Annotated in this window: 10 protein-coding genes; 6 read left to right on the plus strand and 4 right to left on the minus strand. The window is 68.9% G+C overall.

Annotation, left to right across the window (positions count from 1 at the left end; genetic code table 11):
- Positions 1-41 precede the first annotated feature (41 nt).
- The 6 genes from OO67_RS11450 (at position 42) to OO67_RS11475 (ending at position 9373) form a co-directional block, all read left to right on the plus strand.
- Positions 42-1160: a DegT/DnrJ/EryC1/StrS family aminotransferase gene (locus OO67_RS11450; RefSeq protein WP_033299420.1), complete on the plus strand. Its 1119-nt coding sequence runs from the start codon at positions 42-44 to the stop codon at positions 1158-1160.
- Complete coding sequence (locus OO67_RS11455) at positions 1157-2170, plus strand: Gfo/Idh/MocA family protein (protein WP_033299422.1); 1014 nt, start codon at positions 1157-1159, stop codon at positions 2168-2170. The genes OO67_RS11450 and OO67_RS11455 overlap by 4 nt, the downstream gene beginning before the upstream one ends.
- Positions 2171-2278: 108 nt before the next feature.
- A complete protein-coding gene (locus OO67_RS11460; RefSeq protein WP_033299424.1) occupies positions 2279-4867 on the plus strand; it encodes a glycosyltransferase in 2589 nt (862 codons plus the stop codon).
- A gap of 23 nt (positions 4868-4890) precedes the next feature.
- Positions 4891-6468, plus strand: coding sequence for a glycosyltransferase family 4 protein (locus tag OO67_RS11465; RefSeq protein ID WP_244300129.1), 1578 nt, complete (start codon positions 4891-4893; stop codon positions 6466-6468).
- A complete protein-coding gene (locus tag OO67_RS11470; RefSeq protein ID WP_033299425.1) occupies positions 6465-8093 on the plus strand; it encodes a glycosyltransferase family 2 protein in 1629 nt (542 codons plus the stop codon). Before OO67_RS11465 ends, OO67_RS11470 begins: the two co-directional genes overlap by 4 nt.
- Complete coding sequence (locus OO67_RS11475; protein ID WP_033299427.1) at positions 8090-9373, plus strand: nucleotide sugar dehydrogenase; 1284 nt, start codon at positions 8090-8092, stop codon at positions 9371-9373. Before OO67_RS11470 ends, OO67_RS11475 begins: the two co-directional genes overlap by 4 nt.
- 72 nt (positions 9374-9445) lie before the next feature.
- On the opposite strand, the gene OO67_RS11480 is transcribed toward OO67_RS11475, so the two are convergent.
- The 4 genes from OO67_RS11480 to OO67_RS11495 form a co-directional block, all read right to left on the minus strand.
- Positions 9446-10615: an acyltransferase family protein gene (locus OO67_RS11480; protein ID WP_051709273.1), complete on the minus strand. Its 1170-nt coding sequence runs from the start codon at positions 10613-10615 to the stop codon at positions 9446-9448.
- 103 nt (positions 10616-10718) lie between these two features.
- Complete coding sequence (locus OO67_RS11485) at positions 10719-12311, minus strand: glycosyltransferase (RefSeq protein ID WP_051709274.1); 1593 nt, start codon at positions 12309-12311, stop codon at positions 10719-10721.
- A gap of 169 nt (positions 12312-12480) precedes the next feature.
- The gene (locus OO67_RS11490) at positions 12481-13092 is read right to left on the minus strand and encodes an acyltransferase (protein ID WP_033299428.1); all 612 of its coding nucleotides are present in this window, start codon (positions 13090-13092) and stop codon (positions 12481-12483) included.
- 137 nt (positions 13093-13229) lie between these two features.
- On the minus strand, positions 13230-13777 hold a 548-nt coding region (locus OO67_RS11495), incomplete at its 5' end, for a CHAP domain-containing protein (RefSeq protein WP_033299430.1).

Below are 13777 nucleotides of genomic sequence, written 5' to 3' on the forward strand. Positions count from 1 at the left end.
CTGCCTGTAAAGAGCTCTTGCGGTGTTCAAGGAGGACGTCCATGACGAGCATCAACGAGCAGCCGATCCCTGCTGCCCGCCCGGTCATCGGTGAAGAAGAGATCGAGGCCGCGGTACGAGTGCTGCGCAGCGGTCGCGTCGTACAGGGACCTGAGGTCGCCGCCTTCGAGGAGGGCTTCTCCGAGCTGGTCGACGGCCGTCACTGCGTCGCCGTCAACTCCGGCACCTCCGCTCTGCACATGCTCCTGCTCGGCCTCGGCGTGGGCCCCGGCGACGAGGTGATCGTCCCGTCCTTCTCCTTCGCCGCCTCCGCCAACGCCGTCCGCCTGGTCGGCGCCGACGTGGTGTTCGCCGACATCGAGCCCGGCAGCTACGGCCTGGACCCGGCAGCGGTCGAGGCGGCCGTCACTCCGCGCACGGCCGCCATCATGCCGGTGCACCTCTACGGTCACCCGGCGGCGATGGACCAGCTGATGCCCATCGCGCAGAAGCACAAGCTCGCCGTCGTGGAGGACGCGTGCCAGGCGCACGCCGCGGCCCTGAACGGCACCCCCGTCGGCGCGTTCGGCGAAGGCGGAACGTTCAGCTTCTACCCGACGAAGAACATGCACGCCCTCGAAGGCGGGATGGTCACCACGGCCGACGCCGGCCTCGCCCGCACCCTGCGCCTCCTGCGCAACCAGGGGATGGAGGCGCGGTACGCCAACGAGATCGTCGGCGCCAACATGCGCATGACGGACGTGGCCGCCGCCGTCGGCCGCGTCCAGCTCACGAAGGTCGGCGGCTGGACCGAGCAGCGCCGCGCCAACGCCGCGTACCTCGACGCGCACATCACCGCCCCGAACGTGACGACGCCGCCGGTCGCCGAGGGCGCCCGCCACGTCTACCACCAGTACACGATCCGGGTGCAGGGCGACCGCGAGGCCGCGATGGCCAAGCTCACCGAGGCGGGCATCGGCAACGCCGTCTACTACCCGACCCCGATCCACCGGCTGAAGCCGTACTGGGAGCCGGACCAGAAGGCCGGCCGGAACTGGGACCTGCCCGAGACCGAGCGGGCCGCCGCCGAGGTCGTCTCGCTCCCCGTCCACCCGTCGCTCGGCGAGGGTGACCTCGAGCGCATCGCCAACGCAGTGAACGCACTGGGGGAGAGCCTGTGACCGCCGCCGTACTGAAGGCAGGCCTCGTCGGCCTCGGCTCCATGGGGCGCCACCACGCCCGTGTCCTCGCCGGTCTCGAAGGCGTCGAGCTGGTCGGCGTCGTCGACCCGATGGGCGACAAGAACGGCTGGGCGCAGGGCGCCCCCGTCCTGTCGACCGTCGAGGAGCTCATCGCGCTCGGCATCGACTACGCGGTCGTGGCCTGCCCGACGGCCCTGCACGAAGAGGTCGGCCTCCAGCTGGCCGACGCGGGCGTCTGCGCCCTGATCGAGAAGCCGCTGGCCGACACCGTCGAAGGCGCGCGCCGCCTCGTCGAGGCCTTCGAGTCGCGTGACCTCGTGGCCGGTGTCGGCCACATCGAGCGCTGCAACCCGGCCCTGCGCTCACTGCGCAGCCGCCTCGAGGCCGGCGAGCTCGGCGACGTCTTCCAGGTCGTCACCCGCCGTCAGGGGCCCTTCCCGCACCGCATCGCGGACGTCGGCGTGGTCAAGGACCTCGCCACGCACGACATCGACCTGACGGGCTGGGTGACCGGCCAGACGTACACCTCGATCGCGGCCCACACCGTCTCCAAGTCCGGCCGCCCGCACGAGGACATGGTCTCCGCGGTGGGGCAGCTCTCCGACGGCACCATGGTCAACCACCTGGTCAACTGGCTGAGCCCGCTCAAGGAGCGCTTCACCTCGGTCACCGGCGAGCGCGGCTGCTACATCGCCGACACGCTCACCGCCGACCTCACGTTCCACTCGAACGCGGCGGTGACCACCGAGTGGGAGGCGCTGCGCGCGTTCCGCGGTGTCTCCGAGGGCGACATGATCCGCTACGCCATCCCGAAGCGTGAGCCGCTGCTGGTCGAGCACGAGCTCTTCAGGGACGCCGTGCGGGGCGAGTCGGCCGATATCTGCACTCTGCGGCAGGGGCTGCGTACGGTTGAGGTCGCGGCAGCGGTTCTCGAGTCGTCCGTCAGCCGGACCACAGTGCACCTGGACAAGGATCGTGCGGCAGGCTGAGTCCCTGGCGTCGGGCATAAACGTTCCACTGCCAGACCTGGTCGTGCGCTCCAGGGGAGTGCGCAATCAGGTGACGGCCCGTTCGTCTTCCACCGGAGGAAGTGCAGTATGAAATCCCCTGCCCGCCGACCGCGGCTCGCCGTGATCGTCGCCAACGGCATCACCGGCGACTCGCGGGTCCAGAAGACGGCGGTGGCCGCAGCCCGCGACGGCTGGGACGTCACGCTGGTCGGCAGAAGTGAGACCAAGCACGTCCAGCGGTCGAGGATGGGGCCGATCCAGGTGGTCCGCGTCCCGGTGACGGCGGAGTACGTGCGCTCGGTGAAGGCGCGCAGGACTCACCCGCTGCGTGGGGCGTTGACCCAGTTCCGGATGCAGGATCAGGCTGCGCTGAACCACTACCGTGCCTCCTACCGGGCGTGGGTGCGTCAGACGTCGGCCGAGACCACCTGGTCGGGCGCACCCCGACGGGCTTCCCTGAAGGCCGTGCTGCGCGCGCGCCGTGCTGTGTACAAACTGCGGGTGCGCGCCTTCAAGTGGGAGCAGCGCAGGGTACCCAAGGAGCCGCAGCCGGTCCGTGACTGGAGGTTCGACTGGCCGCAGCTGGTGGACCTGGACCTGGCGTTCGGCCCGGTGATCGAAGAGCTCAAGCCGGATGTCATCCACGCCAACGACTCCACCATGATCGTGACTGCGGCTCGCAGCGCCGCGCGACTCCGGGCGAGTGGGCACCGGTGTGCCTGGCTGTACGACGCCCACGAGTACGTTCGCGGCGTGGAGTGGCCCAATCCGCGACAGGCTTACGCCCTTCCGGCAGCCGAAGCCGAGTACATCGGCCGGGCTGACGCGGTGGTCACCGTCTCCCCGCAGCTCGCCGAGCTTCTCAAGGATGATCACAAGCTCTCGAAGCTTCCTCTGGTGGTGGGCAACTCGCCGGTCCGCGAGGTGATCGGCTCCGGATCGGTACGGTCGTCCGTCCGAGAGGTCTGCGGGCTGGGGCCGGAAGTACCGCTCATGGTGTATTCGGGGTGGCTGGGGCCCGAACGCGGCGTGGACGCCGTCATCGACGGTCTCCCTGAGCTGCCCGGTGTGCATCTGGCCCTGGTCTGCAGCCGGGTCACGCCCCTTCTGGAGCAGTTGCTGTCCACGGCGGAGACGCTCGGTGTGCGTGACCGCATCCATCTGGTTCCGTACGTCGCACAGCACGAGGTAGCCGACTACCTGTCCTCTGCGGACATCGGCCTGACGCCGTTCAGGCGGGTGCCCAACTGTGAGGTCTCCCTGCCGACGAAGGTCTCCGAGTACCTTCAGGCGGGTCTGCCGCTGGTCACCAGCGACGTGCGGGTGATCAAGGCGTACGTGGAGGAGAAGGGGCTCGGCGAGGTCTTCTCCTGGGACGACCCGGCTACCTTCGCGGCCGCCGCGGCCCGGGCACTGAAGCGCCGCGATGAGCTCGCACAGGCCATCACCGAGGACGTGCGCAAGGAGCTCTCCTGGGAGCAGCAGAGCGCCGGGCTTCTGGAGCTGTACCGCACCCTCTCGAAGAAGACACCGCCGGTGCCGGTGGCCGAGGTGCCCTGGACGGTTCAGGAGACTCCGGGGGCCCCGCGGGTCGGTTCGAGCAGCGGTAAGTCAGGGATGCCCGTCTGGACCCCTCTCGGCTCCACGCGGGTCAAGCTGGGAATCGGGCCCGCCAACTACGCGGGTCAGGGTGCGGCTTTCGCGCAGGCGATCTCGCGTGCCTACCCAGATGTTTCCGTCGAAGTCGTCATGAATCAGCGTGCCGACACCTTCGACTATCCGGCCGACGTGTACGTGGACGCCGCTCGGCTCGGAGAGCTGGATGTCCAGCTGCAGCAGGTGAAGAGAATCGTCGGCCGCTACAGCCACCTCGTCGTCGATGCCTTCATGCCGGTCTTCGGCCGGCTCAACGGTGACACCATCGCGGGTGATCTGGCCGCGCTGCGCAAGGCGCGGGTGAAGGTGGCGCTCCTTTCGCACGGGAGTGACATCCGCCACCCCGACAGGCACTTGGAACGGCACGAGTACTCCTTGTTCCGTGACGCTCCCGAAGGCATCGCCGAGAAACTCAGAAGTAAGGCGGAGGCCAACCGGCGCATTGCCGACGAGGCCGGTCTGCCGCTCTTCGTCACGACTCCGGACCTGCTGGACGACCTGCCGGCTGCCAAGTGGGCGCCACTGGTGGTGGACGTCGCCTCATGGGCGGCCGACACCGTGGTCATGGAGCGCAAGCGGCCCGTCGTGCTGCACGCCCCGTCCAAGCGCTGGACCAAGGGTACGGACCGGATCATGCCCGTCCTCACCGAGCTGCACGACAGAGGAGTCATCGACTTCAGGCTTGCCGAGGACATTCCCTGGGCCGAGATGCAGGCGCTGGTCAAGGCGAGCGACCTGGTCCTGGACCAGTTCACCACCGGCAGTTACGGCACATTCGCAGTCGAGGCGATGGCCGCGGGCAAGCCGGTGATCGGCTACATCAGCGATGCGGTGAAGGCGACGACCAACGGCGAGCTGCCCATCGTCAGCGCCACTCCCGCCACGCTGCGGGAAGCGCTGGATTCCCTGATCGAAGATCGCGAGGGCGCCGCGGCCATCGGCCGTGCCTCGGTGGAATTCGCGCATACGTACCACGACGGACGCTGGACCGCGCAGGTACTGAGCGGATTCCTCAAGTGACGCGTCCGGGGGAAAGGTTGTTCATGGAGACGCAGGAAGCCGGCATCGAGCTGCCCCGCAGGGGCCGGGTCGTCATGCTCGTCGACAACAAGGTCGAAGGGGATTCGCGGGTCCAGAAGGCCGCCGAGTCCATGGCCGCGGCGGGCTGGGACGTGACGTTGCTCGGCCTGGTGCGCTCGGGCAGCGGCCGCAGCTGGAAGATCGGCGATGCCGATGTGCGACTGCTGCCGCTGAAGACACCACTGGCGAAGCGGCACGCAGAACGGCACCGCTCGCTGTTGCGCCGCCCCCTGGCCTACCCGCCGGGCCCGCTCGGTGCGTACAGACGGCAGTGGGCCAAGGCCTGGCGTGCCGACGTCGCGTCGCGCCGCGCCGCGCTCAAGGTGGTGCCGCAGGCGGTCGGTTCGCCGGCCTTCCGCAAGGTGGAACAGGCGCGTCTCACGGTTGCCGGACCGGCGTCGAAGCTGCTGCAGCGCTGGATCGCCCTCCGCTCCCGTCAGTCAACCGAGGCGCAGAAGGCCGGTCGAAGGCTTCAGGGGCCGATGGACCGGGCCTTCACCGCTGCCTGGAAGACTGCCAAGGGCAGGAGAGCCTGGCGCAGGCTCGAACCCGCTTTGTGGGACTACGAACTGACCTATGGCAAGGAGATCGATGCGCTCAAGCCTGATCTGATCCACGCCAACGACTTCCGGATGCTCGGTGTGGGGGCTCGTGCCGCAGTCCGGGCCAGGGCCGCGGGACGTCAGGTCAAGCTGGTCTGGGATGCCCACGAGTTTCTTCCCGGGGTCCGCCCCTGGGAGGACAACGCGCACTGGATTCCCGGCAATACGGCGCACGAGAGCGAGTACGCTCCCTACGCCGACGCGGTGGTGACCGTGTCCGAAGGTCTCGGCGACCTGCTGCGCGAGCGCCATTCCCTGGCCACCCGGCCCACGGTCGTGCTGAACGCGCCCGACCGGCCGGTCGAGAGGCCGGACGCTGACCCTGCTCCGGACCTGCGTGAACTGTGCGGCATCGGCCCCGACGTCCCGCTGGTGGTCTACAGCGGCTCGCCGGGTCCGCAGCGGGGCCTCGGCGACATGGTGGAAGCGCTGCCGCAGCTCGACGGCGTACACATGGCCTTCGTGGTCCCGAATCCCGCTGCCTCCTACATAAAGGGCTTGCTGGCCCGGGCCGCGGAGCTGGGGGTGGGGGAGCGCCTGCACGCGGTGCCCTACGTACCGCACTGGCAGGTCGTCTCGTTCCTGTCCACGGCGAACGCCGGCTGTATCCCGATCCACCACTGGCCGAACCATGAGATCGCGCTGATCACGAAGTTCTTCGAGTACTCCCACGCCAGGCTGCCCCTGGTCGTGAGCGACGTGAAGACCATGTCCGAAGTGACCCGTTCGACGGGACAGGGTGAGGTCTGCACCGCTGAGGACGTCGCTGATCTGGCCCGCGCGATCAAGCAGGTCCTGGCCGACCCCGAGCGCTACCGTGCCGCGTACGACAAGCCCGGGCTGCTGGACACGTGGACCTGGGAGGCGCAGGCCGAGGTCCTCGACGGGCTCTACTCCGACCTGCTCCCGGGCCGCGAGAAGGTGGAAAACAGACTATGACGGCTCCTGACGTCAGTGTGGTTGTCGCTGTCTACAACACGATGCCGTACCTCACGGAATGCCTGAACTCGCTTGTCGGGCAGAGCATCGGTCTGGAGCGGCTGGAGATCGTCGCGGTCGATGACGGCTCGACGGACGAGAGCGGTGCCGAGCTGGACCGTTTCGCCGAGCGCTACCCCGGCACGGTCAAGGTCATCCACCAGGCGAACTCCGGTGGCCCCGCCGCGCCCAGCAACAGGGCGCTCGAGGTGGCCACCGGCCGATTCGTGTACTTCATAGGGTCCGACGACCATCTCGGTGCGGAAGCCCTCGAGCGCATGGTGGGCTACGCGGACGAGCACGACTCCGACGTGGTCATCGGCAAGATGGTCGGAACCAACGGCCGGTACGTGCACCAGAAGCTGTACAAGAAGAACGACCCTGACGTCAGCCTCTTCCGGTCGAGCCTGCCCTACACACTGGCGAACACCAAGCTCTTCCGCCGCGAGCTGGTCGAGAGGCACGGGCTGCGCTTTCCGGAGGACCTGCCGGTCGGCAGCGATCAGCCGTTCACCATCGAGGCATGCGTCCGAGCCCGGAGAATCTCGGTCCTCTCGGACTACACCTTCTACTACGCGGTGAAGCGCGGCGACGCCAGCAACATCACCTACCGGGCGAACCATCTGTCCCGGCTGCGATGCACTGCCGCGATCATGAAGCACGCCGCCACACTCGTGGAAGCCGGCCCTGACCGGGACGCCTTGTTCGAGCGGCACTTCACCTGGGAACTCGCCAAGCTCGTCCAGGGCGACTTCCCGGCACTCGATCCGGGGACCCGACAGGAGGTCTGCGAGGGGATCGCTGCCCTTGCGGACGACTACCTGACCGACGGACTCCGGGACTCCCTGGACGTCAAGCGACGGGTGCGGATCTGCCTCGCGCAGGCCGGAGCCGTGGAGGAGCTCGTCCGGGCCATCGAGGACGAGGCCGAGCACGGCGCCCCGCCCTTCCGTCTCGAGGACGGCCGGGCCTTCGCGCTGTACCCCGGCTTCCGTGACGGGGCCCTCGGCCTGCCCGACCGTGTCTACGAGCTGGTCGGCGAGGCCGTGCCCGGCCGGCTGGCACAGGGTACGGAGCTCGTCGCCGCCGAATGGGACCAGAAGGGTGACGACCTGGCTCTCGTGCTCACGGTCCGGACCGGAGTCATCGGTGACATCAGTTCCCTGACCGTGCGCCTGGCGAAGGGTGCCATGCCCAAGAGCGCGGACAAGCCCGGCGCGCGCCGTCTGCCGGCCGGCCAGGAACTCCCCCCTCCCGAGGGAGAGTTCAGCCGGTCGACTGCCGACGACGGCCGGGCGACGACAGTGCGCGCCCGGATCCCGGTCCATGCCGCCAAGGCGAAGCTCGGTGTCCGCGTGTACGTGGACGTGGCAGGTTCGACGTACGAGATCCCGGTGAAGACCGGCGGTCAGCCGCTTCCCCTGGCCCGTCGCTGGCGGCAGGCCGTTCCGTACAGGGTGTCGGCGAACCAGAATTCCAAGGGCCGGCTCGTGGTCACGACCGCCCCCCTGTGGGAGATCAAACCCGGTGCGGGCAAGCGGCTGCGCCACATGCTGTCCAGGCTGAAGAGGAAAGTAACCCGATGAACATCTGTGTAGTCGCGCTCGGCAAGATCGGCCTCCCGCTCGCCGTGCAGTTCGCGGCCAAGGGCCACAAGGTCATTGGCGCGGACGTCAACGAGAAGGTCGTCGAGCTCGTCAACGCGGCCACCGAGCCGTTCCCCGGCGAGCACGACCTGGACGTCAAGCTCAAGGAGACCGTGGGAGCTGGCCTGCTCTCCGCGACGACGGACACCACGGCGGCGGTCGCCGCGTCCGACGCCGTCGTGGTCGTCGTCCCGCTCTTCGTGGACGCCGAGGGCACCCCTGACTTCGGCTGGATGGACTCGGCGACCAAGGCCATCGCCGCAGGCCTCAAGCCGGGCACCCTCGTCAGCTACGAGACCACGCTGCCCGTCGGCACCACCCGTACCCGCTGGGCACCCATGCTCGCCGAGGGCTCCGGCCTGACCCCGGGTGTGGACTTCCACCTCGTCTTCTCGCCGGAGCGCGTCCTGACCGGCCGCGTCTTCGCCGACCTGCGCCGCTACCCCAAGCTCGTCGGAGGCATCGACGAGGCGTCCTCGCAGCGCGGCGTCGAGTTCTACGAGGCCGTACTCGACTTCGACGACCGCGAGGACCTGCCGCGCCCGAACGGTGTCTGGGACCTCGGCACGGCGGAGGCGTCCGAGCTCGCCAAGCTCGCCGAGACGACGTACCGCGACGTCAACATCGGTCTGGCCAACCAGTTCGCCCGGTTCGCCGACAAGAACGACATCGACGTCAAGAAGGTCATCGAGGCCTGCAACAGCCAGCCCTACAGCCACATCCACCAGCCGGGTATCGCCGTCGGCGGCCACTGCATCCCGATCTACCCGCGGATGTACCTCTGGAACGACCCGGAGGCGACCGTCGTGCGCTCGGCCCGTGAGGCCAACGCCGCCATGCCCGAGTACTCCGTCGACCTGCTGGCCGCCGCCTACGGCGACCTGGACGGCGTCGGGGTCCTCGTGCTGGGCGCCGCCTACCGCGGTGGAGTCAAGGAGACCGCCTTCTCCGGTGTCTTCGGTGTCGTCGAGGCGCTGAAGGCGCGCGGCGCGGTTCCGTTCGTCTCGGACCCGATGTACACCCCCGAGGAGCTGACCGCGCACGGTCTCGTGCCGCACGAGGGTCAGACGGTCACCGCCGCGATCCTCCAGGCCGACCACGCCGAGTACCGTGAGCTGGCCGCCGCCGACCTGCCGGACGTGCGCGTCCTGGTCGACGGCCGTCGCACGACGGACCCGGCCAAGTGGGAAGGCGTACGCCGCGTCGTCATCGGCGGCTGACCGAACTCGTACCGACGGCTGAGGCCCCACCCGGCACCGGGTGGGGCCTCAGCCGTCTGCCCGGCCGTGACGTCAAGCGGCAGGGCGCTCCGCGCGGTCCCGGTCCGCCGCCCGGCCGGCCTCCTGCTCCAGTCGGGCGCGGAGCCAGCGCTGGGACGGGCGCTCCACCAGCCTGTGCAGCAGCCAGGCCGCGATCAGAATGACAGCGGTGGCCACCAGGAGCGTGGGCCAGGCGCCGAGAGGTCCGTACAGGTTCCGGATCAGCGCCCATCCGAGTTCTTCGTGCAGCAGATAGAGGGGATAGACGAGCGCGCCGAGGGTGACGAATCCGTTCCAGCGGATCCGGTCGAGCTTGTGCAGCGCGACGGCCAGAACGAGCAGGTAGAAGACGGTCACCAGGGCGAGGGCCATGTAGGGGTGCCGGTCCATTCCGCGGTCGTGCCGCAGACCGTCGGCATGCTGGACCAGGTCGCTCTGCATGACGAGCCAGCTCGCGGCCAGCAGGCCCCAGAGCTTCAGATCCGGGCCGAAGCGGTAGATCAGGTACATCGCGATGCCGCCGACGAACAGCGCGGTGTTGAGGGGCTGGGCGAAGATCCCGAGTATGGGTACCTGGTTGTCCTTCTGCTGGATCAGCACGCTCGCCAGCAGCCACAGCCAGCAGAAAACGCTGACCCGCCGGTAGTCGAGGCCCTTCCAGATCACCAGGAGGAAGATCAGGTAGAAGGTGAGCTCAGCCCACAGCGTCCAGTAGGCGCCCACCAGGTGCTGTGCGGACAGAGGCACCTGGAGCATGGTCAGGTTCGTGAGCGACTCACTGATACTGGGGCCGGTGCGCGAACCGTCCGGCAGCGCACGCCACACCACGAAGGCGACGGCTGCCGAGAACCAGTAGGCGGGGAACAACCGCAGGAACCGCGCCCGGACGAACTGCCCGGGCGTGCGACCCCAGGCGGACAGGCAGATCACGAAGCCGCTGATCAGGAAGAAGAGCTGGACGCCGTAGGAACCGTAGGAGGTCACCGGGAAGAGCCACGGAAACAGCTCCTTCGGATTTACGCCCCAGTTGGCCCTGGTTGCCGCGTCCACCCCGGTGAAGTGGAAGGCGAGCACGGCAAGCGCGGCGAGAACCCGCAGCGCGTCCAGAGCGTGCAGCCGTGGCGCGGGGGCCCGGAAGGCCTCCTGCGGGGCTTGAGCGGTGACTGGCTGATTGCTGGGCACCAGGACTTCGCTTCGGGACATGTCGGCCTCGTCAGGCTTACCGGGCACCTCAAAAGGGTGCCGTGCCCGGTCATCCTAGGGACCGCAGGAGTCGGCCGTGAGCGGGGTATGGTCCACGGCCCTCTCACTCCGCGATCGTCCGTACCCTGCGCTGAGCTGGAATCTCAGCGAACCGTGCGCAGAGCAACGAGTCGAAGCGCGGGGCGACCGTGCCCCAGCCCCAGGTGGAGATCGCCTTCTCGGACGCTTCGTGCCCTGACTCCAGCCAGCTTTCCTCGGACTCGTTGACCGCGAGGATCCGCGCGGCGGCCTCGGCGGGTGTGGATACCACCCAGTCCCTGGGGAACAGCGAATGGGCGCCGTGCGGTCTGTCGGCGAAGAACGGCCAGTCCCGTACCACCGGGACCGCACCACTCGCAGCGCCCTCCACAAGGCCCAGGTGCCAGCTCTCGCGAACGGACGTGCTGAGTATCACTCCGACGTTCGTCAGCTCGGCGGCGATGTCGTCGGTATGGCCGGTCATGTGCACCGCGCCGGAAGCGACGAGCGGTGCCAGTTCCGCGGCGAACGCCGTGCGGTAACGGTCGAGTGCCGGGCTGACGCCGGGCTCCATGGAGTCCCCGATCAGGCGCAGACGGTAACGCTTGTCCTGCCGGCGGAGGACGCGCAGCACCTCGAGGGCCCAGCGGGGATCCTTGGCGACCTGGCTGAGGCCGACGAGGCCGAGAGTGAACCGCGCGTCGGGTTTCTTCGGAAGGGGGGACCGGGCGAGGTCGACCGCGTTGTCGAGGACGTGGGTGGCAGGGGCGTCCGGTTCACGGAGCCTGGGCAGCGCGGCGACGGCAAGGTCCCGCAGATGCTCGCTGACGAACACCAAGTCGTCCACGCGGGAGAAGTCCACCAGGTGCGGCCAGTAGCTGAACACCTCGAAGCTGTGCAGGCGCACCACGACCCGGGTTGTGCCGGGGTCGACGAGCGTGAGAAACGCTGCGGCAGCGGTGCACCAGTCGACGAACACCACATCGGCCCAGTCGAGGTGTGGACGAAGGGCCTCCTCCACCTGTCCGGCGTAAGCGCTCCGGATGCCGATGCCGCTGGCGATCATCCGGCCGAGGCCTTTGGCGAGCGGGGCCGTCGCCGGGTCGGCTGCGGTGTCCAGGACACGTACCTCGACCCCCGGATGGTTCCGGTAGTGGTCGAGGACCACCGGCAGGAAGTTGTCGTTCGCGCTGTGGACTAAGAGCAGACGCATCGGCCGGTCCGCTGGCGGAGCAGCGGATGCAGTCACCCGCCCGCGCGGCGCCCGCAGCGCCCGCAGGACGCGGCTGCGCCGCAGGGGACCCGTGAACTGGGCGGGATCGGTGGCGAGCGGCGAGGTGAGGCCGTCGATGTGGGCGACCCGGTGGAAGGCGAGGATCAGTGCCTTGGCAGCTGACGCGGCGGCGGCCTTGCGATGCCCGGCCTTGTGGTGCTCGTCGGCACACTGCAGTTCCGCCGCGTAGGCCTGCGTCAGGTGGCGGGGAAGGTGGCCGAGGCCCAGCCTGGCCTCCGCCGCCGCTGTCAGCACGTCGGCCCTGGCCCGGGGATCTTGGATACGATGACCCGCCACGCCCAGAACCCTCTCGGCCAGAACCGGTCTCTCGACTCGTGCCATCCGGTCGGTGGCCCAGCGTGCCAGGCCGATGAGGTGTTCGTCGGAGAGGCGAAGTGTGTGCACAGCGAAGCTCCACGGTCGAGTCAGAACTTGGACCGTACGGGCTTCGCCGGGGTAACGGAAGAGTTGTACCCCTCCGACGCGGAGACTTGCGTACCGTACTCCGGCACCTCTGCCCGAAGTGCCCAGGCATCGTGACAAAGGTGCCGAACGGTTCGGTGTCCCCTTCTGCTCAGCGTGTTCCGGCGGCTCGCTCGGTGAGGGCGCCGTCGGCCTCGTCGTGCAGAGCACCCGTCTGCGGACACTCCCAGACGCCCGGCTCGTCCGCCCGCTCGACAAGCTTGACGCCGCTGCGGCCCACCCAGCCGATCCGACGGGCCGGAACGCCCACGACCAGGCCGAAGTCCGGCACGTCCTTCGTGACCACGGCCCCCGCCGCCACCATGGCCCAGCGTCCGACCCGTACGGGCGCGACGCACACGGACCGTGCGCCGAGCGAGGCACCCTCGGCGACCTTCACGCCCACGGCTTCCCAGTCGCCGCCGCGCTTCTGCTTGCCCTCAGGGTCCACGGAGCGCGGGTTGTGGTCGTTGGTGAGGACCACGGCGGGACCGACGAAGACGCCGTCTCCGAGCTCTGCCGGCTCGTACACCAGGGCGTAGTTCTGCAGCTTGACGTTGTTCCCGATCTGGACGCCGGTGCCCACGTAGGCGCCGCGGCCCACCACGCATCCCTCGCCGAGCCTGGCGCCCTCACGGATCTGGGCGAGCTCCCAGACGCTGCTGCCGTCGCCGATCTCGGCACTGTCGTCGACCTGGGCAGTGGGCTGGACTCTGTAGTTCACGTGTTGGCCTTCCGGAGAGCGGACTTGCCCGGCGAGCATACGATCCCGCGCCATGCACGGGGCACGCGGCACCGTGACGCAGACGGCGGCCGCTCTCCCGTTCCAAGGGGGAGAGGCCGCCGACGGTGCACGGCAGGTCAGCCCTTCGGCGAGATGAAGGCGAGCGCCGGGCCCGCGCCGATCGGGCTGGAAGCGGTGTCCCAGTTGAACCAGCCAGTCTTCTGAACCTGACGGCTCTCGTTGCCGCCGACCGTCTCGATCTGCTTGCCGTCCGCGGAGACGGCCACCACGATGTTCACGTGGTCGGCTTCACCGTCGGTCAGATTCTTGTCGGTGTCGTAGAGCACCGCGTCCCCGACCTTGGGGGAGCCGGACCGGTAGGTGCCGTGTTTCAAGCCGTACTCGCGCAGGCTGATGGCCCTGGCGTCCAGCTCCGACGAACCCGTCACGTCGTTGCCGGCCCAGATGTACTTGACGAACTCCGCGCACCAGGCACGGCTGAAGTCGAAGTCGTAGTCGTTGAAGTTGTTGCCGACTTCTGCCTTGGCGTCCCTGGCGATGTCCTGCCCAAGCGTGCTTACCGATTTGCAGGTGACCTGGCCGGGTGCGGCGGAGAGGAGGGTCTGGGTCCAGCCGGAGGTGTCGACCGGGTCGTCGTTGTGGTAGGCGATGTCGTCTCCGTTGC

Source organism: Streptomyces atroolivaceus, assembly GCF_000717025.1.
Lineage (GTDB): Bacteria > Actinomycetota > Actinomycetes > Streptomycetales > Streptomycetaceae > Streptomyces > Streptomyces atroolivaceus.

What these genes read in the sequence shown, in the direction of transcription:
- OO67_RS11460 (WP_033299424.1), top strand. Translation starts at nt 2,279, where the DNA reads ATGAAATCCCCTGCCCGCCGACCGCGGCTCGCCGTGATCGTCGCCAAC.
- OO67_RS11465 (WP_244300129.1), top strand. Translation starts at nt 4,891, where the DNA reads ATGGAGACGCAGGAAGCCGGCATCGAGCTGCCCCGCAGGGGCCGGGTC.
- OO67_RS11480 (WP_051709273.1), bottom strand. Translation starts at nt 10,615, where the DNA reads ATGTCCCGAAGCGAAGTCCTGGTGCCCAGCAATCAGCCAGTCACCGCT.
- OO67_RS11475 (WP_033299427.1), top strand. Translation starts at nt 8,090, where the DNA reads ATGAACATCTGTGTAGTCGCGCTCGGCAAGATCGGCCTCCCGCTCGCC.
- OO67_RS11470 (WP_033299425.1), top strand. Translation starts at nt 6,465, where the DNA reads ATGACGGCTCCTGACGTCAGTGTGGTTGTCGCTGTCTACAACACGATG.
- OO67_RS11450 (WP_033299420.1), top strand. Translation starts at nt 42, where the DNA reads ATGACGAGCATCAACGAGCAGCCGATCCCTGCTGCCCGCCCGGTCATC.